Raw genomic sequence first — 20,876 nt, 5'->3', positions numbered from 1 at the left:
CGTCACTCCTCCTCGTTCCCGGCGAACGCGAGCGCGGCCTCCCGCACCCACGCACCGTTCTCCCAGGCGCGCCGGCGGTGGGCGACGCGCTGGGTGCTGCACGGGCCGTTGCCCGTGACCACCGCCCAGAACTCCTCCCAGTCGGGCTGGCCGAAGTCGTGGTGGCCGCGCTCGGCGTTCCAGGCGAGCTCGGGGTCGGGCAGCGTCACGCCGAGGGCCTCGGCCTGCGGCACCGTCATGTCGACGAACTTCTGGCGCAGCTCGTCGTTGGTGTGAGTCTTGATGCCCCAGGCCATCGATTGCTCGGTGTTGGGCGAGTCGCCGTCGGGCGGGCCGAACATCATCAGCGAGGGCCACCAGAACCGGTCGACGGACTCCTGCACCATCGCGCGTTGCTCCTCGGTGCCGCGCATCATGGTGTGCAGCAGCTCGAACCCCTGGCGCTGGTGGAAGGACTCCTCCTTGCAGATGCGGATCATCGCCCGGCCGTAGGGGCCGTACGACGTCCGGCACAGCGGCACCTGGTTGCAGATCGCGGCGCCGTCGACGAGCCAGCCGATGGTGCCGACGTCGGCGTAGGACAACGTGGGGTAGTTGAAGATCGAGGAGTACTTCTGCGCCCCGCTGATGAGCTTCTCGGTGAGCTCGTCGCGGGAGGCGCCGAGGGTCTCGGTCGCGGAGTAGAGGTAGAGGCCGTGCCCGGCCTCGTCCTGCACCTTGGCCAGCAGGATCGCCTTGCGCCGCAGTGACGGGGCGCGGCCGATCCAGTTGCCCTCCGGCTGCATCCCGATGATCTCGCTGTGGGCGTGCTGGGCGACCTGGCGCACCAGCGTCTTGCGGTAGCCCTCGGGCATCCAGTCGCGCGGCTCGATGCGGTCGTGGCGCTCGATGGTGGCGGCGAACTGCTGCTCCAGCGCCGGGTCCGCGGCGCGGTCGTGGGCGGGTGCCGAGGACGCGGTCGTCATGGTGCCTCCCGGGCGGTGGTCGACAAACCGAACGGTCGGTCGCTACGGTACACACCATCGTCCGATCCGCCAACCGATCGGTCGGCGCGCGATCGCCGGTCATCCGTCCGGCCGCACCGACCGGCCCTGGGAGGGAGACCCGTGAGCGCACTGCTGGAGAGCTACGTCGCCGGCACCTGGTTCCGCAGCGAGGCCGACGGCGAGCCGGTGCTCGACGCCGCGACCGGTGAGGAGGTCGCACGGGTCTCCACGACCGGGCTGGACTTCGCCGCGATGGTCGACCACGGCCGCCGCGTGGGCGGTCCCGCCCTGCGCCGCCTCACCTTCCACGAGCGCGCCGGGCTGCTCAAGGCACTGGCCCAGCACCTCGGTCAGTACACCGAGGAGTTCTACGCCCTCTCGGCCCGCACCGGCGCCACGCAGCGCGACTCGATGGTCGACATCGACGGTGGCATCGGCACGGTGTTCTCCTACGCCAGCAAGGGCAAGCGCGAGCTGCCCAACGACACCGTGGTGCTCGACGGCGACCTGGAGCCGCTGGGCAAGCACGGCACCTTCGTCGGCCAGCACGTGCACACCTCGCGCACCGGCGTGGCCGTGCAGGTCAACGCGTTCAACTTCCCCGTCTGGGGCATGCTGGAGAAGCTCGCGCCCGCCTTCCTCGCGGGACTGCCGAGCATCGTGAAGCCGGCCAGCCAGACGGCGTACCTCACCGAGGCCGTCGTACGCCGCATCATCGAGTCCGGCATCCTGCCCGAGGGAACGCTGCAGCTGGTCAGCGGCGGCGCCGGCGACCTGCTCGACCACCTCGACGAGCGCGACGCGGTGGCCTTCACCGGCTCCGCGCACACCGCCGAGGTGCTGCGCACCCACCCGGCGGTGGTGCAGCGCGGGGTCCGGTTCGGCGTCGAGGCGGACTCGCTGAACTGCTCGATCCTGGGCCCCGACGTCGGCGTGGACGACCCGGAGTTCGACCTCTTCCTCTCCGCGGTCGTGACCGAGATGACGGTCAAGGCCGGCCAGAAGTGCACCGCGATCCGGCGGGTCATCGTGCCCGAGGCGATCGCCGACGCCGTCGTCGCCGGGCTGCGCGAGCGGCTCGCGGCGGTGCCCGTCGGACACCCCGAGGCCGAGGGCGTCGGGATGGGCGCCCTGGCGAGCCTCGCCCAGCGCGAGGAGGTCCGCAAGGCGATCGAGGCGCTGCGCGGCGGCGCCGACGTCGTCCACGGCGACCCCGAGCACGTCGAGGTCGTCGGCGCCGCCGCGGAGACCGGCGCGTTCCTCTCCCCCGTCCTGCTCCGTGCCCACCCGGGCGCCACCGAGCCGCACGACATCGAGCCGTTCGGACCGGTCAGCACCGTCATCGGCTACGAGACCGCCGCGGACGCGGTCGAGCTCGCGGCCCGCGGCCGGGGCAGCCTCGTGGGCTCCGTGGTCACCCACGACCCGGAGTTCGCCCGCACCGTCACGCTCGGCCTGGCGCCCTGGCACGGCCGCCTGCTCGTCCTCGACCGCGACGACGCCAAGGAGGCCGCGCGGGCAGGCGGGCACGGCAGCCCCCTGCCGGTCCTCGCCCATGGCGGCCCCGGCCGCGCCGGCGGCGGGGAGGAGCTCGGCGGCATCCGCGGCGTGTTGCACCACATGCAGCGCACGGCGATCCAGGCCTCCCCCGACATGCTCACCGCGATCACGGGACGCTGGACCCCCGGCTCCGCACGGCGGACGGGCGAGGTCCACCCGTTCCGCAAGAGCCTCGCCGAGTTGCGCATCGGCGACAGCCTCGTGTCCGAGCCCCGCACCGTCAGCCGGGCCGACGTCGACCACTTCGCCGACTTCACCGGCGACACCTTCTACGCCCACACCGACCAGGCGGCCGCGGAGGCCAACCCGCTGTTCGGCGGCATCGTCGCCCACGGCTACCTGGTGGTCTCGCTGGCCGCCGGCCTGTTCGTCGAGCCGAACCCGGGCCCGGTGCTCGCCAACTTCGGTGTCGACCGGCTGCGGTTCCTCACCCCGGTCAGGGCCGAGGACACCATCCGCGTGACGCTGACCGCCAAGCAGGTCACACCGCGGGCGTCCGCCGACTACGGCGAGGTCCGCTGGGACGCGGTGGTGACCAACCAGGACGACGAGCCGGTGGCGGCGTACGACGTCCTCACCCTGGTCGCCAAGACGTGGCCACCCGAGGCCGGCTGAGGCACCGTGGGAACATGGGCCGGTGAGTGAGTCGAGGTCCGGGCGCACCCTGCCGTCGGGGGAGGCGCGTCCGGTCTACAACCTCGACCGGCTCCTCGAGGTCGCCGTCCGCGTGTTCACCGAGCGGGGCTACGACGGCACCAGCTTCACCCACCTCGCCGAGGCGTCGGGGCTGTCGAAGTCCTCGATCTTCCACCACATCGAGAGCAAGGAGCAGCTGCTCCGCCTCGGGCTGGAGCGGGCGCTGGACCCGCTCATGGCCAGCACCGAGGAGGAGGGGGCGGTCTCCGGGCCGGCGATGGACCGGTTGACCCACCTGATCCGGCGCAACATCGAGATCATGGCCGAGCGGCTGCCCTACGTGAAGTTGCTGCTGGGCGTGCACGGCAACACCGAGACCGAGCGGTGGGCGCTCGCGCAGCGCCGCGCCTACGACAAGGTGGTGGCCGGCGTGGTCGAGGAGGCGATCGCCGAGGGCGTCGTCCGTGAGGACATCGATGCGCCGACCACCGCGCGGCTCATCTTCGGGATGATCAACTCGGTGCGGGAGTGGTACCACCCCGAGCGGCACACCACGCCGGACGAGCTGGCCGCCCAGGTGTGCTCACTCGTGCTGGACGGCATCCGCCGCCACTGATCGCGAGCCGTCATCGGGAGAGTGACCCGTCCCGGGGCGGTACGCCGACGACGCCCCGGGACGGGAGTGCTCACCCTGCTCACGCGGAGTCACATGGACTCGGCGCCCTGCTTGATCGCCTGACGGATGCGGGTGTAGGTGCCGCAGCGGCAGATGTTGCGGATGGTGTCGAGGTCGGCCTCGCTGATGGCGCGGCCCTCGTCGCGGACCTTGCGCACCAGGGCCACCGCGGCCATGATCTGGCCGGGCTGGCAGTAGCCGCACTGGGCGACGTCACGGTCCAGCCAGGCCTCCTGCATCGGGTGCAGGTTCGCTCCGACGGTGTCGGGCAGCCCCTCGATGGTGGTGACCTCGTCGTCGTCGGCCAGCGCACTCACCGGCACCGAGCAGGGGTTGAAGGCCTTGCCGTTGATGTGGGACGTGCACGCCTTGCAGACGTTGATCCCGCAGCCGTACTTCGGGCCGGTGACGCCCAGCAGGTCCCGGAGGACCCACAGGATGCGGACGTCGTCCTCGACGTCCACCGTGACCGACTCGCCGTTGAGGACGAAAGTGTGTTGCGGCATGGGTCGTGATCCTTCCGATCCTCAGTAGGTGAACTGGAGGCCGTTGGTGGGCGACTGCGGCACCGAGGGCACGAACGACTTGGGCTCGAAACCCAGCGGGTCGTCGTGGTTGATCGGGAACCGCTTGGGCACCGTGCCGGTCGCACGGGCGTAGGCGCAGGCGACCGAGGCGGCCGACGCGGCGACACCGGCCTCCCCCGCACCGCCGGGGTGGGTGGCGTCGGACTCGACGATGTGGACGTCGAACTCCGGCGGCATGTTCCACTGCCGGGTGTAGTAGTAGTTGTCCCAGCTGGCCTCGAGGAAGTGGCCGTCGCGCAGGTGGCAGCTGCTGGTGAGCGTCAGCGCCAGTCCGTCGGCGAACCCGCCCTGCATCTGGGCCTCCAGGCCGCGCGGGTTGAGCACCAGCCCGGCGTCGACGGCGAAGGTGCCCTTGGTGACCCGGGGGCCGGTGACGGCGTTGCGGATCTTGCGGTTGACCGTCTCGGGCCGGCAGTCGATCTCGACCACGCAGGCCGTGGCGCCGCGGTACTCCCGGTGGATGGAGACGCCCTGGGCGGTGCCCTGCGGCATCTGCTTGCCCCAGTCGCTCTCCTCGCCGACCTTCTCCAGCACCTTCCGGACCTGTTCGGACTTGGTGTACTTGATCCGGAACTCCAGCGGATCCATGCCGGCCTTCTCCGCCAGCATGTCGACCACCAGCTCGTTGGCTACCCGCACGTCGGGCGAGTAGATGTTGCGCATGCTGCCGGTGGGGAACCGGTCGTCGGTCTCGTTGAGCAGCTGCGTCACGACACCGAAGTTGTAGGGCAGCTCCTGGGTGAGCGTGAAGATCGACTGCGAGAAGCCGAGGCCGCCCAGGCCGGTGGGCAGCTCGTCGACCATCGAGGTGAGCATCTCGCCCAGGCCGTGGCTGAAGTCCGTCACGACGCTGGTGTGGCGCTGCTCGAAGGTGAGCACCTGCTTGCCGAGCATCGTGGCGCGGATCCGCGAGGTGCACATCGGGTGCAGGCGGCCCTGGCGGGGCTCGTCGGCCCGGTGCCACATCAGCTTGACCGGCTTGCCCATCGCCTTGGAGACCTTGGCGGCCTCGATCGCGGCGTCGCCGAAGAGCTTGTGACCGAACGAGCCGCCGCCGGTGATGACGTTGACGGTCACCTTGTTCTGGGGCAGGCCGACGGCCTTGGCGATGTTCTGCTGGGCCAGGATCGGGACCTTCAGGCCGGACCACACCGTGGCCTCGTCGTCGCGGACGTCGGCGATCGCGCAGTTGGGCTCCAGCGCCGCACTGCTGCGGAACATGAACTCGAACTCGGCGTCGACCTGCTTGGCCAGCAGCGGCACCTTGGGCACCGCGAGCGGGAGCTCGGCCTTCTTCACCCGCGACAGGATCGTCTGGTCCGACTCGCCCTCGATCGGGCCGCCGGCCCAGTCGACGTCCATGGCGATGATGGCGTCGATGCACTGGCCGAACGTCGCGGCACGCACCGCGACACCGGTGTCGACCACGGCGACGTCCTCGACGCCGGGCATGCCGAGGATCTCGGACTCGTTGTTGAGGCGCTCGGGGCTGCCGAACAGCGTCGGCGGGCGGCACACCATCGTCGGCAGCGCGCCCTCGACCTCGAGGTCCATGGAGAATTCCTTGCGGCCGGTCACGGCCTCCAGGGCGTCGACGCGGTTGCGCGGCGTACCGACGACCTTCTTCTCGCCCTCCTTGAGGGTGACGTCGACCTTCTTGGTCTCCGGCGAGGCCGCCATCGGGGCGAGCTCGCCGAACCCGACCGAACTGCCGTCGGGGGCGCTGATGACGCCGTCGAGGATGCGCAGCCGCTCCTGGCCGTAGTCCAGGTAGGCCTCGGCGGCCTGGAGCAGCGACTTGCGGGCCACGGCGGCCGCGACCCGGATCGGGGTGTAGGTCGAGTAGGAGGTGTTCGACCCACCGGTGAGCTGGTTGAACAGCAGCTCGGGGCGAGCGGGTGCGAGGGTGACGTTGACCTTCTCCAGCGGCAGGTCCAACTCCTCGGCGATGATCATCGCCGTCGAGGTGGTGATGCCCTGACCGACCTCCATGCGGGGGATCGCGAAGTTGGCGTTGCCCTCGTCGTCGATCTCGATGGTGATCAGCTGCGAGGTGGGCAGTGCCGCGTCGGTCTGCAGGTCCTCCAGGTCGTAGATCTCGGGGATCTGCGGGACCGACGGTACGCCGTCGGCCCGAGCGGGCTTGGCGATCGCGAGGTCCGCGGCGACCGCGAGGGTCGAGCCGCCGATGACGTAGCCGACGAAGGTGCGTCGGCGCAGCGAGGTGGGCGCTGCGTCTTCCGGTGTGGACATCTCACTCCCAAGTGACGAGGCATGGTGGCGACAGCCGGGGAGCCAGCTGCCGGCGCCGCACCGGATCGACCCGGGCGAGCGCGCTCACCCCATCGTGACGACGGTCACTCCGCGACGCCAGAGCCGGCGCGCCCACCATGGGCGTCGAAGGTTTGTGCACGCTGCCCAAGTGCGCGCAGCGCGAGGTCGAGCTCCATCGGGGGCGCCTCGCCGAGCACGCGACCCGTGACCTCCTCCACCCGGCGCAGCCGGTTGAGCACCGTGTTGCGGTGGCAGTGGACCAGTTCGCCGGTGCGGGTCGCCGACCCCGAGGTGGCGACCCAGCCCCGCACGGTGTCGAGCAGCACTTGGGCCTCGGCGTGCGGCAGGGCGAGCACCGGGTCGAGCCAGACGCCGACCAGGTGGGCCGCGATGTCGGGCGCGCTGAACAGCAGCGCCTCGGGCAGGTGGGCGTCGAACCGGGCCAGTCCGGCGTCGGGCGTCGCGGCCCGCAGCGCGAGGGTCGCCTGGTGCAGTCCGACGTGGGCGAGCGCGAGCCCGTCGACGGGCATCGAGACGCCCACGAGACCGGAGCGCACCGCCAGCCGCTCGAGCGCGTCGTAGGTGGCCGACGCGTCGCCCTCACCCGGCACGACCAGGCCGACCACGTCCCCGGAGCGGCTCGTCCAGGCCATGTGGTGGCCGCTCAGCACGTGGCGCGCCAGGTCCAGGTCGACGACCGGCGCGACCACGACGACCATGGGGTCCTCCGGCGGCAGCTGCAGGGTGCGGCCGGCCTCGTGGGCGAACCCGGGCTCGACACCACGACCCCCGAGCACGCCCTCCCACAACCGGACCCGGAGCTGCTCGTCGGCGCGCACGTGCTCCCGCTCGGCCTGGTGGTAGGAGCGCGCCACCTGCGCCGAGGTGGCGTCGACGATCTCCCACAGCTGGGTCCCGACCTCGCGCAGTGCCTCGACCCCCATGTCCGGCGCCTCGGCGAGCAGGTCGTCCCAGATGATCCGCCCACCCATCCGGAAGGAACGGAGTACGTCGTCCAGCGGCAGGCCCTGGTCGGAGCGGCGCTTGCCGGTGGCCCGGGCCGCGTCGTACTCGACGGCGTCGTCGGGCAGCATCGGCGTGCCGGGCTCCGTGGCCTCCCGTGCCGGGTCCAGCGCTCGGGAGAGCAGCTCCAGGATGCGGTCGATGTTGGTGTGGCACGAGTGCCACAGGTCCTCCCGCGGCACCAGGCCACTCCGACGGTAGCCGGGGTTCGCCCGCTCGATCATCTCCACCAGCCGGTCGGTCAACGGGTCGAGCCGCGTGGCCCGGTGGCGGTCGACGTGGGCCGCCAGCGTGGCGTCGGCGGGAGGCGAGGGGGGCACCCGAGCAACGTACCCCGCTGCCTGTGACCGATCGCACGTCGCTGCGCGGGCGGAGGTTGCGACCGGTCACTGTGACGCTGGGGGATCCACTCGACCATGGGGCACCCGGAGGAGGAATCGTGGAGGAGACGCCCGCATCGCGGGCCGAGTACGTCGTGGGGCTGGTCGCCGATCCCGGCGTCCCGCACCGGATCGCGCGCTGGCTCGCCGAGGAGGACCGCCTCGCCGCGCGACTGGCCGAGGGCACCGATGACCACTGGCGCGTCGAGGTGGTCGAGCAGCAGCTGCACCTCGACGCCGACGGCACCCTGCCGGCGGCCGAGCTCGGCAGGCACGCGCTGGCCGAGCACGACTGGGACGCGGTCGTCCTCGTGACCGACCTCCCCCGGCGGGCCGAGTGGCTACCGATCCTGGCCGACTACACCACCGACGACTGCATCGCGATGCTCTCGGTGCCTGCTCTCGGCGCGCTGCGCACCCGCCGGCGTGCCCTGCGCGCCACGGCCCACGTGGTCTCCGAGCACGTCAACCCGCGGCGTACGCAGCAGCAGCGCGCGGGCGACGAGGACGACCGTGAGCAGTCGGGCCCCGGGCACCCCACCGACGAGCAGAGCCGGCGCGCCCGCGGCATGCGGGCGCCCCTGGGCCACGTCGAGTCCAGCTACGAGGGGATCGACGAGCACATCGCACTGCTGGGCGTGCGCGGCCGGCTCCGGTTGCTGGCCGGCATGGTCCGGGCGAACCGTCCGTGGCTGCTGCTCCCGAGCCTGTCGCCGGCGATCGCCGGTGCGGCGGCGGGTGCGGCCTTCGGCGTCTTCTACTCCAACATCTGGAAGCTCGCGGACGCCTTCGCGCCGTGGCGGCTGGTCCTGGTGACCGGGGTCGCGGTCGGCGCGATGATCATCTGGCTCATCGCCGACAACGGCCTCTGGGAGCGGCGCAGGGACCTCGGGTCCCGCGAGGCAGCGGTGATCGCGAACACGGCGACCACCGCGACCATCTCCGTCGCGGTGCTCTTCATGTACCTGCTGCTGTTCGTGGCCACCCTGTTCGCCGCCTTCGTGGTGATCCCCCACGGCCACATGGAGAGCCAGGTGGGTCACGCCGTCGGGCTCGCCGACTACGTCGGCCTCGCATGGCTGTCCACGTCGATGGGCACCATCGCCGGTGCGCTCGGTTCGGGCCTCGCCGACGAGGAGGCGGTCAAGCAGGCGGCGTACAGCCGTCGGGAGTACCAGCGGCGCCAGCAACGCGAGGAGAACGACCGGGGCACCGACCACGGGGACCGTTGACAGCACTCGCTGGAACACGTTCCATTCGGGCATGGCCTTCGACACCGTCATCCGCCGCGCCCGCTGGTTCGACGGGACCGGGGCGCCCTCGGCGATCCGGGACCTCGGCATCCGTGACGGACGGGTCGCCGCGATCTCGGAGTCACCGCTGGACGCGGCCGGCTGCGACGACGTCGTCGAGGCCGGCGGGCGCTGGGTCGTCCCGGGCATGGTCGACATCCACACCCACTACGACGTGGAGGTGCTCGAGGGGCCGGCGCTGAGCGAGTCGGTGCGCCACGGCGTGACGACGATCCTGCTCGGCTCCTGCTCGCTCTCGACGATCCACTGCGACCCCGTCGACGCCGGCGACCTCTTCGGACGGGTGGAAGCCATCCCCCGCGACCACGTCATCGGGCACGTCGAGCGGGCACGGACCTGGGGCTCGGCGCAGGAGTACGTCGCTGCCCTGGAGGACCGGCCGCTCGGGCCGAACCTCGCCGCCTTCGTCGGCCACTCCGACATGCGGGCGGCCGCGATGGGCCTCGACCGCGCCACCCGGCCCGAGGTGCGTCCGACCCGCGCCGAGCAGCGACGGATGGAGCAGTGGCTCGGGGAGGCGCTGGACGCCGGGTTCGTGGGGATGTCGGCACAACAGCTGCTCTTCGACAAGCTCGACGGGGAGCTGTGCCGCTCGCGCACGCTGCCGTCGACGTACGCGAGGTCCCGCGAGATGCGGGGCCTGCGGCGGATCCTGCGGGAGCGCGACCGGGTGCTCCAGGCCGGTCCCGACGCCTCCCACCCGCACACCATCGCGTTGCAGGCGCTCGCCTCCATCGGGTGGGGACGCAAGCCGCTGAAGACCAGCCTGCTCTCGGCCGCCGACATCAAGGCGATCCCCTTCATCATCCACCTGATGCGGGGCCTGGCGGCCGGCGTCAACGGCGTCGGCGCCGACTTCCGCTGGCAGCACCTGCCCGTCCCCTTCGAGGTGTACGCCGACGGCATCGACCTGGTGATCTTCGAGGAGTTCGGCTCCGGGGCGCAGGCGCTGCACCTGCAGGAGAAGCTGGCCCGCGACGAACTCATGCGGGACCCGGCCTACCGTGCGGCCTTCCGCAAGGACTACGAGTCGAAGTACGGACCACGGGTCTGGCACCGCGACTTCTTCGACGCCGAGATCGTCGCCTGCCCCGACCCGTCGGTGGTCGGCAGGTCGTTCGGACAGGTCGGGGTCGAGCGCGGCGGACAGCACCCCGTCGACGCCTTCCTCGACCTGGTGCTCGAGCACGGCACGGACATCCGGTGGCGCACCACGATCTCGGGGCACCGGCCGACGGTGCTGCGCAAGATCGCCCAGGAGCGGGGCGTGCAGATGGGCTTCTCCGACGCGGGCGCCCACCTGCGCAACATGGCGTTCTACAACTTCGGGCTGCGGCTGCTGCAGCACGTGCTCGAGGCCGAGCGGGACGGGGAGGCGTTCCTGACCGCCGAGCAGGCGGTCCACCGGCTGACCGGTGAGCTGGCTGACTGGTACGGCCTGGACGCCGGTCACCTGCGGGTGGGCGACCGGGCCGACCTCGCGATCATCGACCCGGTCCGCCTCGACGGCTCCCTGACGGCGTACGCCGAGGCGCCGGTGGCGCAGTACGGCGGCCTGTCACGGATGGTCAACCGCAACGACGCCGCGGTGCCGCGCGTGATGGTCGGCGGCCGCACGGTGTGGCAGGACGGCGAGCCGGCGCCGGCGCTGGGCACCGAGCGCACCGGGCGGTTCCTGCGGTTCGGGGAGACCAGCCGCGACGCGCTGCCGGCCGCCCGGCTCCGCCCGCCGGTGGTGCCGACACCCTGAGTGGTGCCCTGACCGGCACGGGTGTGGCAGCGTGCCGACCATGCGCGCCATGGTCGTCGATGCTGCCGGGGCCACCCCGGAGGTCCGCGCGGTCCCGACCCCCACCGCTCCCCCGGGCGGCGTCGTCGTCCGCGTCGCGGCCACCGGGTTGTGCCGCAGCGACTGGCACGCCTGGGCCGGGCACGACGACCGCGTGGCGTTCCCGCACGTGCCGGGGCACGAGCTGGCCGGCGAGGTCAGCAGCGTCGGCGAGGGAGTCACGCGGTGGTCGGTCGGTGACCGGGTCACCGTGCCGTTCGTGTGCGGCTGCGGGAGGTGTGCCTGGTGCCGGGCCGGCGACGCGCAGGTCTGCCCCGACCAGCAGCAGCCGGGCTTCAGCCACTGGGGCTCGTTCGCGGAGTACGTCGCACTGCACGCGGCGGACACCAACCTCGTCGCCGTGCCCGACGCGGTGGACTTCGCGACGGCGGCCAGCCTGGGGTGCCGGTTCGCGACGGCGTACCGCGCACTGGTGAGTCGTGCGCGGCTCTCGGCCGGTGAGACCGTCACCGTGGTCGGTGCCGGTGGTGTCGGCCTGAGCGTGGTGATGATCGCGCGGGCCCTCGGGGCGCGGGTGATCGCGGTCGACCGCAACCCCGACGCGCTCGCACTCGCGACCGACCTCGGCGCCGACCACGCACTGGTCAGCGGCGACACCGACGACACCGACGTGCCCGCCGCGGTCGCCGACCTCACCGGCGGCGGCAGCGAGGTGGCCGTCGACGCCGTCGGGAGCGAGCAGACCTGCTCGGTCGCGATCCACAGCTTGCGGCGTCGCGGCCGCCACGTGCAGGTCGGCCTGCTGCCGCCCGTGGCCGGGCACCCGCGGGTCCCGATGGCGCGTGTCATCGGGTGGGAGCTCGACCTGCTCGGCAGCCACGGCATGGCGGCCGTGGACTACCCGGGCATGCTCGCGCTGATCGAGCAGGGCCGCCTGCGTCCCCAGGACCTGGTCGAGCGCACGATCCCGCTGACCGAGGCCGCGCAGGTGCTGCCCGGGTTCGACCGCGCGACGCTGACCGGGATCACCGTCATCGACCCGGCCGGTGGGGAGGAGCCCTAGGTGAAGATCGACACGCCTCCCGGCCCGATGAGCAGGCCGACGATCACGATCAGGATCCCGACGAGCAGGTCACCACGGACCGCACGGATGATGCCGTAGACCACCAGGACCACGGCGATGAGCCACAGGATGAAAGCCACGGTGCCCTCCCTCCGCCGCCACCCGATGTGACGGCCCCGCACCAGTATGCACCGAGCGCGCCGCTCAGCTGCGCCGGAACACCCAGCGCGCCACGATCGGCGTCAGCAGCAGCACGAGGAGGAGGCGTACGGTCTGGGCGGCGGTCACGAAGGTGAGGTTGTCCGAGGTGCCCGTGGCCGCCGCGAGCACGGCGGGGAGGCCACCGGGCGTGGTGGCGAGGTAGGCGTCGAGCCGGGACTCACCGGTGACGGCGGCCAGGACGACGCCGACGCCGGCACAGGCGGCGACGCTGAGGACGATGACGACCAGGACCGTCGGCATCATGCGTCCGATCGCCGCGAGCGTCGGGCGGGTGAAGCGCAGCCCGACCTGGCCCCCGAGCAGCAGGAAGCCCAGGGCCTGCAGCCAGCCCGGCACTGCCGGTGCGTCCAGCGCCGGGACCGTGGTCAGGGCCATCCCGGCCGCCAACGGCCCAGCAGGGCGGGCGCCGGCAGCCGGAGCAGCCGACCTCCGGCGTTGCCCAGCGCCAGGGCGAGCGCGACGAAGGCGTAGTCGGCGAGGCCACCGGCCCACAGGCCCGGCCCGTTCGCACCGTCGACGTCGGCGCTGCTGGCGGTGAAGACGACGGTGACCACGATCGGCAGCGTGAGGAGGATGAAGAGCACCCGCAGGTACTGGTTGACCAGCACGATCCGGGCGTCGGCGCCGTAGTCCTCGGCGAGGGCGACCATGCCCGACGCGCCGCCGGCGACGGTGGAGAAGGTCGCGGTGACCGCGCTGACGTGGTGACGACGCAGCAGTTGGCCGATGCCCACCGACACCGCGATCGTGACCAGGATGGACACGGTGATCGGCACGATGTCGACGCCGACGGCGGGCAGCACCTCCGGGTCGATCTGGGCAGCGACCGAGACGCCGATGATCGACTGCGCGAGGCGGAACCACGCCACGTGCAGGGTGGGCGGCTCCGTGGTGGTGAGCGCGACGACCAGGGCCCCCAGCAGGCCGGCGAAGAGCGGTGGCGTCGGCGCGCCGAGCAGCACGAGGACGACCAGCGAGGCGCCCACGAGCGCCAGCAGCCGCACCCACCGCACCGACTCGGCCTCCTTCACGTCCCGACACCGCCACACAACCGGGCCTCGCGGTCCCCGGCCACTGCGCACGGCCGAAAATACGACGCGGGGCCGGGAACGTCGTTCCCGGCCCCGCGTGATGGTGCGAGGGCGACTCAGCGAGTCGTGTGCCGCTCCCAGGTGCGCTGGTGCCACGGCACGAAGGCCTCGAGTACGTCGTCGTAGCGGCGGTAGAGAGTCATGAACTTGGTGATCACAGTGCACCTCCTTGTGAGCGACGGGGTCAGGTGTCGTGGATTCGTCACTCCCACTACCACCATTCTCACGCGGGCCGTCGCCCGACCCAACCCGGCGACGACATGCGTTCCCTCACACTCCGCGGCTCACCGGGGACGATCGCCGCGGGGCACCTCGGTGGGCCGGTCGACGGCGACCACCTCGGGCGGCAGGCCCCACTGGTTCCGCCCCAGGCGCGAGACCGGCTCGAGGTGCTCCATCGCGGGGTGTCCGTCGACGAGCGCCTCACTGGCGACGGTGACCGCGAGGACGTCGCCGAGCACCACGACCGACTCCCCCAGGTCCACCGTCGAGTGCAGCCGGCACTCGATCGAGGCCGGCGACCCCGCGACCCGCGGCGGGGCCACCGTCTCGGAGGCCTCCATCGCGACGCCCACCGTGCTCGCCTCGTCGACCTCGGCGTCGTACGGCGCGCTGGTGGCGTTGACCTGGTCCATCAGCGCGCGGTTGGCGAGGCTGATGACGAACTCGCCCGTCTCCCGCGCGTTGCGCAGGCTGTCCTTGTGGCCCACGGAGGTGAACTGCACGATCGGCGGCCGCGCCGACGCGACGGTGTAGAAGGAGTGCGGCGCCAGGTTCCCGACGCCGTCCGCCGACAGCGTCGACACCCAGGCGATCGGTCGCGGCACCACCACCGCGGTCAGCAGCTTGTAGGCGTTGACCTCGGCGTCGTCGGTGCGGAAGACGGTGCGGTGGCGGACCATGGGCGCCACTGTAGGTGGCGGCCACCGGGTCCCGAACGCCGCAAGCGCCCCCCTCACCTCACTGCGGCGTGCTCGGTGCCGACTCGGCGGTCGGCAGGTCGGGGGCCAGCCAGCGGCTGTAGACCACGGCGTAGGCGAGCGGGGCACCGACGGTGCTGATCGGCCACACGAGGTAGAGGAAGATCCCGGTCGAGGCCGGGAGGCCGCCCAGCTCCGCGGAGCTGCCGGCGAGCATCCCGGCAGCCACGAACAGGGCCGCGAGCACCGACCACAGCCCGAGGACCGGGACCAGGGCGCGCGGAGACCACTCGTCACGCGCGTTGAGCGACCCCAGCAGCATGAACAGCAGCACGAAGGCAGGGATCGCGTAGTAGACGGCCTGCCAGACGTCGAAGATCATGCCGATCGCGGCGAGCAGCGTCGCGGCGGAGATCGCCGCGATGACGGTGTCGGTCTTGTCGAGGTTCATCGGTGTCCCCTCCGGTCAGGAGTCGTGGGCGGCGGTGGTGGCGGTGGCGCGGGCCTCGTGCGTCGGCGCCACGCCGTAGGCGTGGTCGAACCCGCGGCGGGACCCGGCGGCGGGCCGGAGCAGCGAGGTGCCCACGAACAGGAGCACGCCGACGGCGATCACCAGGCCCCCCGACTGCATGTAGGCGGGCAGGGTGATCACGCCCTCCGAGGTGAGGATCGTCAGCGCCAGGTTGGCGACCAGGCCGAACCCGACGGCGACCGTGGTCGCGAGGCCGGTCGCACGACGCCAGTAGATCCCGAGCGCGATCGGGGCGAACATCGCCGCCGCGAAGGCGGCCCATCCGATCGCACCGAGGAGGAAGACGACCTGGGTGAGGTAGAGGGAGAACAGCAGCGAGCACAGGACGACGAAGCCGCTGGCCAGTCGGCCCCACAGCAGGTCACGTTCGACGGTGCGGCCGAGGGAGGACATCAGGTCCCGGGTGAGCGAGGAGGCACCGATGGTGATGAACGAGCTGGCGCTGGACATGATCGCGGCCAGCAGGCCCGCCATGACGAAGCCGGCGAAGGCGGGAGCGGTCATGTTGTCGAGGAACCAGGTGGTGGTGTTGTCGATGTTGCCCAGCTCGGGTGCGCGACCCTCGATGGCCAACGCACGCATCGCGAGCCCGATCGACAGGGCGAACAACGTCGTGACGGCGTACGCCACGGCCGCGACGAGCGCGCCCCAGCGCAGCTCCGATCCCGAGCGGAGCATGAGGAACTTGGTCACCAGCTGGGGCTGGGCCGCCGTGCCCAGCACGGCGAGGAAGACGAAGCCGAAGACCCAGGTGATCGGTTGGGTGGCGTCCAGCTGCAGCCAGCTGGCATCGGAGCGCTCGATGGTGGCGATCATGTCCGACCAGCCGCCGACCGAGTTCGTGGCGACCACGAAGGTCGCGATCGACATCGCGATCATCAGCAACCCCTGGACCAGGTCGGTCCACACCGCGGCGAGCATGCCTCCCGCGATCGTGTAGGCGGCGACGACGGCGGAGCCGATGATGGCACCGGACGTGACGGAGGTGCCGAAGATGATCGCCACGATGACGCCCATGGCCGTCACCTGGGCGGTCATGTAGGCCACGGCGCCCACGAACATCGCCACTGACATCGCCAGGTGGGCGGACCGGTCGGGATAGCGCACCCGGATCACGTCGGGCACGGAGTACACCGCGTGCTCACGGGCGATGCGGTAGAGCCGCGCCCCCAGCAGGAACCAGGACAGCGCGAAGCTGAGCGGCACCAGCAGGGCGGCAGCGACGATGGCCTGCATGCCCCAGGCGTAGGTGTTCGCCGTGTGGCCGATCATCCCGAACCCGCTCTGGATGGAGGAGAAGGTGGCGATCGCCATGACGAAGAACCCGAGCGTCTGGCCGGCGACCAGGAACTCCTTGGACGACTTCATCCTCGTGTTCGCCCAGTAGCCGATGGCGAACATGACGAGGAAGTAGAGGATCACGATCCCTAGGACGACACTCACGAACTCTCCTCCGTCGGTCGGGCTCCTGGCCCGATGTGGTCGCCGTCACTCTAGGAACGCCTTCGGCTCGACGATGAGGTGGTGATCACCCACAGTTCCGGGGTCACTGGTGGTGCAGACGTCCACCATCGAGGCGGATCAGTGGTCGAGCCGCTCCCGCAACGCCTGGAGCCGAACCGCGAGGCGCAGCTGCAGGTCGTCGGAGGAGCGCCAGTCGCGACCGAGGACGGTCGCGATCCGGTCGACCCGCTTGAGCAGCGTGTTCAGGTGCACGTGGAGCGCCCGTGCGGTGCGCCGCAGGTTGCCGTCGTGGTCGAAGTACGCCGCCAGGGTGGCGACGAGGTCGGTGCCGCGGCGCGCGTCGTACTCCAGCAGCGGCCCGATCGCGTCGCCCAGGAACCGGTCGAGCTCCTCGGCCCGGTCGGCGTCGAAGACCAACGCATAGAGGGAGAACCGGGACGTCGTGGCGCCGAGGTCGGTGGCACCGAGGTGGCCGGCGACCGCAAGGCATCGCGTGGCCAGCAGGAACGCCCGTGCCCAGTCGTGGTCCCGCACGCGCTCACCGACGACCACGACCGGGGCGCCGGTCTCGGCACGGAGGCGACGATGGACCTCGCGGGCCGTGGCCTCGACGTCGTCGGCCGCGGCCATCAGGGTGGCGCGGCCGCGGTGCTCGCCGGCCAGGCCCCGCTGCTCTCGCGCGATCGCGTGCAGGCGGCGTACGACGTCCGAGGTCGCGACACCGTCGGCACGCACCGTGAAGACCGCGTCGAGCGCGCGGAGGTCGATGCCCCGGGTGCTCGCGCGCGCCTCCTGGGTCGCGGTGGGGTGGGGGCTGGCGACGATCAGCTCGGTCAGCAGCTCGCCACTGAGCCGCTCGGCTGCCTCTGCGGTCGCGTTCTCCTTCAGGATCAGCAGGCCCACGACGTGGGTGGCGAGCTCGAGGCTGCGCAGGTCGACGGGCCCGGGATCCTGGCGGTGGCGCCACACCAACGTGCCCAGGACGCTCTCGCCGGCCCGGACCGTCGCGGCGCTGTGCTGGTGACCGTCGGCGCCGACCGTCGTGACGGTCCGACCCCCGGCGCGCGCCTCCTCGATCGCGCGGAGCGCCCCGTCGGACGCCTCGCCGGCCGCGACCTCCTCCCCGCCCCGCGCGAGCAGGGCCCCGTCGCGGTCGAGGAGCGTGACGGCACCGCCGAGGCGGTCCGCGAGCTCGGAGGCGACGGTCGCCGGCCCCCCGCCGGCCAGCACGACGGCGGTCAGGGCGTCGTGCACGGACTGGGCGCGCTGCATGATCGCCATCTGGTCCTCGATGGTGCGGTACGCCGACTGCAGCTCGCCGAGCGCTTCCCGGCTCTGCTCGTAGAGGCGAGCGTTGTCCAGTGCCACGGCGGCATGGTCGGCGAAGGCGCTGAGGAGCGCGATCTCGTCGGTGCGGAAGTGGCGCTCGGTCCGCTCCGCGGCGAAGAGCACGCCGATCACCCGGTCGCGGGCCAACAGCGGCACCCCCAACAGGGCGACGAGCCCCTCGTTCCCGACGAGGGAGTCGAACCCCGGGTCGTGTCGCAGCTCGCCGGCCGCGGCGTAGTCGGCGACCCAGTGGGCGGCGCGCGACTCGACCACCGTGCCACCGAGGCCGGTGCCGGGTGGGATGTGGGCCGAGCGGAAGTCGGCCGAGATCGTGCCCTCGCTGGCGGTGATGCCGAGGACGCCGTCGTCGCCGAGGAGGGAGAGGTAGGTGAAGTCGGTGCCGATCAGGTCGTGCGCGTGGCGCACGATCGACCGGAGCACGTCGTCGACGTCGCCGAGCGCGGTCAGCGACCGTGCGGTGGCGTAGAGCGATGCCAGCTCCCGTTCACGGCCGCTCCGGGCCTCGGCCTCCACGTCGCCTTCCACGGCAGCACGGTAGAACATCGATCCACCACGGTGCCCGGGACTGTGGTCGGTCGACACCTGCTCCGCCCGACCGGTGCTCCCTAGGGTGAAGCCGCCGAGCGGCGCCGCGCCCGCAGTGACGTCCCCCTGCAGCGCGACGGCCCGCGCCACGACGGGACGGAGGAGCAGCCGCACGATGCACGGCCTGATGCAGCCCCGGCCACTGACGATCGCGCACGTCTTCGAACGTGCCGAGTCGATCTTCGGCCACAAGCAGGTGATCGACGACGACCACGAGGGCACGACGTACTGCACGTGGGCTCGGCGCGTGCGGCGCCTGGTCGCGGCACTGGACCGCCTCGAGGTCCCGGCCGGCGCCCGCGTCGCCACGCTCGCCGCGAACCACCGTCGTCACCTCGAGGCGTACGCCGCCGCCCCGATCAGCAAGCGGGTGCTGCACACGCTCAACATCCGGCTCGCAGAGCACGACCTCGCCTACGTCATCGAGCACGCGGCGGACGACGTCGTCCTCCTAGACCGGTGCCATCTGCCCGTGGCGCAGCGCCTGGCCGACCGACTGCCGGGCGTGCGGCACTGGATCGTGTTCCCCGGTCCGGGCGAACTGCCCGACGACCCGCGGTTCCACGACTACGACGCCCTCGTCGACGGGGTGCCGGCGTACGAGGGGTCGTTCAGCGCGGGATTCGAGCGCGAGGACGAGGACCTGGCTGCGGGCCTCTGCTACACGTCCGGGACGACGGGACGACCCAAGGGCGTGGTCTACAGCCACCGCTCGACGGTGCTGCACTGCCTCGGGACCATGGCGGCCGGCCTCATCGGGCTGTCCGAGGGCGACGTGGTGATGCCGATCGTGCCGATGTTCCACGCCAACGCCTGGGGCCTGCCCTACGGCGCGCTGATGGCCGGCGCCGACCTGGTGCTGCCGGGACCCTCGACCGCACCGCAGCACGTGGGCGACCTGATGGAGCGACACCGCGTGACGGTGGCGGCGGCTGTCCCGACGGTGTGGACCGACCTGCTGCCCGCACTCGGTGGCCGCGACCTCACCCCGGTCCGGATGCTCCTCGGCGGCGGTTCCGTGGTCACCGCCGACCTGTCCGCGGCGTACGAGCAGGCGGTCGGCGTGCCGATCACGCACTCGTGGGGCATGACCGAGGTGAGCCCCGTGGGCGCTCTCGGTGGCCTCCGCAGCCAGCACCACGACCTGCCCAGCGCCGAGCGTGATGCCGTCCGGTCCGCGCAGGGGCAGGCGATGCCGCTGGTCGACGTGCGCCTGGTCGACCCCGAGTCCGACGACCTCCTCCCCCACGACGGCGCCAGCGTGGGCGAGCTCCAGGTGGCAGGACCGTGGGTCGCCGGAGGTTACCTCGGGCACGAGGGGGGCCCTTCCTTCACCGACGACGGCTGGTTGCGCACCGGCGACCTCGCCACCGTCGACCAGCACGGCTACCTCCGACTCGTCGACCGGCTCAAGGACCTGATCAAGTCCGGCGGCGAGTGGATCTCCTCCGTCGAGCTGGAGTCGGCGATCGACGAGCACCCGGGCGTGGCACGGGTCGCCGTCGTCGCCCGGCACCACCCGCGCTGGGGCGAGCGCCCCGTGGCCTTCGTGTCGCTGCACGACGGCATCAGCGTGGTCGAGTCCGACCTGCGCGACCACCTCACCGGTCGGGTCGCGTCCTGGTGGGTGCCCGACGAGTTCTTCCTCGTCGACGCGATCCCGCTGACCGGCACGGGCAAGGCCGCCAAGGAGGAGTTGCGGCGATCGGTGACGCAACCGTGAGCCCCGACGAACGGGGGCGCTCCTCAGACGTCGGTGACGCGGATCCCGGCGTGAGCCTTGTGGCGTCGGTTGATGCTGATCAGATTGGCCGTCAGCGCCTCGACCTGGTGGGCGTTGCGTCGACGTCCGCCGTACACCCCACGGACGCCGGGAATCGTCGACGCCAGCTCCTGGACGAGGTCGGTGGCCTCGCGCTCGTCGCCCAGCACCAACACGTCGGTCTCCACCCGGGAGACCTCCGGGTCCTCGAGCAACACCGCGGAGACGTTGTGGAAGGCTCCCACCACGGTCGACCCGGTCAGGATCGCAGCGGCCTGCTCGGTCGCCGAGCCCTCCGGCACGTCGAGTGCATGGGCACCCTGCTTGTCGAAGCCGAGCGGATTGACGCAATCGACGACCACCTTGCCGGCGAGGACGTCGACCAGCCCGCGCAACAGGTCGGCGTGGCCGTCCCACGGCACCACGACGAGGACGATGTCGCCGGCGGTCGCGGCCGCCCGGTTGTCGGTCCCCGCCACGGTGGTGTCGATCGTGGCACTGACTTCCTCGGCCACCCGCGCGGTGCGCTCGGCATCGCGGCCGCCGAGAACGACGGTCAGGCCGGCGGCGGCGAATCGACGGGCGAGCCCGCGACCCTGGGGCCCGGTGCCGCCCAGGACGGCGATGGTGAGGTCGGTCAGGGCAGGCATGGTCGCTCCTCCA

The 20,876-nt window shown here is 72.0% G+C and carries 16 protein-coding genes and 1 pseudogene; 6 read left to right on the top strand and 11 right to left on the bottom strand.

Going from position 1 to position 20,876, the window contains the following annotated elements; translation table 11 throughout:
* Nucleotides 1-2 precede the first annotated feature (2 nt).
* Nucleotides 3-965, bottom strand: coding sequence for a 1,2-phenylacetyl-CoA epoxidase subunit PaaA (gene paaA, locus KUV85_RS15150; RefSeq protein ID WP_219960726.1), 963 nt, complete (start codon nt 963-965; stop codon nt 3-5).
* A gap of 141 nt (nt 966-1,106) precedes the next feature.
* Between paaA and paaZ the strand changes: the two genes are divergently transcribed.
* Both paaZ and KUV85_RS15140 read left to right on the top strand, forming a co-directional pair.
* On the top strand, nt 1,107-3,161 hold the full coding sequence (paaZ, locus tag KUV85_RS15145) for a phenylacetic acid degradation bifunctional protein PaaZ (RefSeq protein WP_237690152.1): 2,055 nt from the start codon (nt 1,107-1,109) through the stop codon (nt 3,159-3,161).
* 22 nt (nt 3,162-3,183) lie between these two features.
* Nucleotides 3,184-3,798 (top strand): TetR/AcrR family transcriptional regulator, encoded by a 615-nt coding sequence (locus KUV85_RS15140; protein WP_219960725.1) that lies wholly within the window; start codon nt 3,184-3,186, stop codon nt 3,796-3,798.
* An 89-nt stretch (nt 3,799-3,887) separates the two neighbouring features.
* Here KUV85_RS15140 and KUV85_RS15135 read toward each other — a convergent pair whose 3' ends face one another.
* From KUV85_RS15135 to KUV85_RS15125, 3 genes are all read right to left on the bottom strand, one after another.
* Nucleotides 3,888-4,364 carry a (2Fe-2S)-binding protein gene (locus tag KUV85_RS15135; protein ID WP_219960724.1) on the bottom strand — a complete coding sequence of 159 codons (477 nt, stop codon included), beginning with the start codon at nt 4,362-4,364 and terminating at the stop codon, nt 3,888-3,890.
* A 21-nt stretch (nt 4,365-4,385) separates the two neighbouring features.
* Nucleotides 4,386-6,698 (bottom strand): molybdopterin cofactor-binding domain-containing protein, encoded by a 2,313-nt coding sequence (locus KUV85_RS15130; protein WP_219960723.1) that lies wholly within the window; start codon nt 6,696-6,698, stop codon nt 4,386-4,388.
* A 104-nt stretch (nt 6,699-6,802) separates the two neighbouring features.
* Nucleotides 6,803-8,062, bottom strand: a complete 1,260-nt coding sequence (locus KUV85_RS15125; RefSeq protein ID WP_219960722.1) for a PucR family transcriptional regulator — start codon at nt 8,060-8,062, stop codon at nt 6,803-6,805.
* A gap of 119 nt (nt 8,063-8,181) precedes the next feature.
* Here KUV85_RS15125 and KUV85_RS15120 point away from each other — a divergent pair, with 119 nt between their 5' ends.
* The 3 genes from KUV85_RS15120 to KUV85_RS15110 are packed head-to-tail and all read left to right on the top strand — an operon-like array spanning nt 8,182 to nt 12,287.
* Complete coding sequence (locus KUV85_RS15120) at nt 8,182-9,354, top strand: hypothetical protein (protein WP_219960721.1); 1,173 nt, start codon at nt 8,182-8,184, stop codon at nt 9,352-9,354.
* A 31-nt stretch (nt 9,355-9,385) separates the two neighbouring features.
* Complete coding sequence (locus KUV85_RS15115) at nt 9,386-11,185, top strand: N-acyl-D-amino-acid deacylase family protein (protein ID WP_219960720.1); 1,800 nt, start codon at nt 9,386-9,388, stop codon at nt 11,183-11,185.
* A gap of 40 nt (nt 11,186-11,225) precedes the next feature.
* A complete protein-coding gene (locus tag KUV85_RS15110; RefSeq protein ID WP_219960719.1) occupies nt 11,226-12,287 on the top strand; it encodes a zinc-dependent alcohol dehydrogenase family protein in 1,062 nt (353 codons plus the stop codon).
* On the opposite strand, the gene KUV85_RS15105 is transcribed toward KUV85_RS15110, so the two are convergent.
* The 6 genes and pseudogenes from KUV85_RS15105 to KUV85_RS15075 all read right to left on the bottom strand — a co-directional run bounded on the left by KUV85_RS15105 (nt 12,284) and on the right by KUV85_RS15075 (nt 18,565).
* Nucleotides 12,284-12,427, bottom strand: a complete 144-nt coding sequence (locus KUV85_RS15105) for a GPGG-motif small membrane protein (protein ID WP_219960718.1) — start codon at nt 12,425-12,427, stop codon at nt 12,284-12,286. The two genes, KUV85_RS15110 and KUV85_RS15105, sit on opposite strands and share 4 nt — an antisense overlap.
* A 64-nt stretch (nt 12,428-12,491) precedes the next feature.
* Nucleotides 12,492-13,513 (bottom strand): annotated as a pseudogene (locus tag KUV85_RS17595) (AbrB family transcriptional regulator).
* A gap of 371 nt (nt 13,514-13,884) precedes the next feature.
* Nucleotides 13,885-14,502 (bottom strand): flavin reductase family protein, encoded by a 618-nt coding sequence (locus KUV85_RS15090; protein ID WP_219960715.1) that lies wholly within the window; start codon nt 14,500-14,502, stop codon nt 13,885-13,887.
* A 58-nt stretch (nt 14,503-14,560) separates the two neighbouring features.
* A complete protein-coding gene (locus KUV85_RS15085; RefSeq protein WP_219960714.1) occupies nt 14,561-14,971 on the bottom strand; it encodes a hypothetical protein in 411 nt (136 codons plus the stop codon).
* A gap of 15 nt (nt 14,972-14,986) precedes the next feature.
* Nucleotides 14,987-16,495 carry a sodium:solute symporter family protein gene (locus KUV85_RS15080; protein WP_219960713.1) on the bottom strand — a complete coding sequence of 503 codons (1,509 nt, stop codon included), beginning with the start codon at nt 16,493-16,495 and terminating at the stop codon, nt 14,987-14,989.
* A 138-nt stretch (nt 16,496-16,633) separates the two neighbouring features.
* Nucleotides 16,634-18,565 (bottom strand): GAF domain-containing protein, encoded by a 1,932-nt coding sequence (locus KUV85_RS15075; protein ID WP_219960712.1) that lies wholly within the window; start codon nt 18,563-18,565, stop codon nt 16,634-16,636.
* 1 nt (nt 18,566) lies between these two features.
* Between KUV85_RS15075 and KUV85_RS15070 the strand changes: the two genes are divergently transcribed.
* Complete coding sequence (locus tag KUV85_RS15070; RefSeq protein WP_219960711.1) at nt 18,567-20,174, top strand: long-chain-fatty-acid--CoA ligase; 1,608 nt, start codon at nt 18,567-18,569, stop codon at nt 20,172-20,174.
* Nucleotides 20,175-20,197: 23 nt separating this feature from the next.
* Here the strand turns inward: KUV85_RS15070 and npdG are convergent, their stop codons facing one another.
* Nucleotides 20,198-20,863, bottom strand: coding sequence for an NADPH-dependent F420 reductase (npdG, locus tag KUV85_RS15065; protein WP_219960710.1), 666 nt, complete (start codon nt 20,861-20,863; stop codon nt 20,198-20,200).
* Between the last annotated feature and the right edge of the window lie 13 nt (nt 20,864-20,876).

Origin of the sequence: Nocardioides panacisoli, assembly GCF_019448235.1 — a bacterium.
GTDB classification, from domain to species: Bacteria; Actinomycetota; Actinomycetes; order Propionibacteriales; family Nocardioidaceae; genus Nocardioides; species Nocardioides panacisoli_A.
Note: the sequence above shows the minus strand (reverse complement) of the source record. Positions and strands in the feature narration are given on the sequence as shown.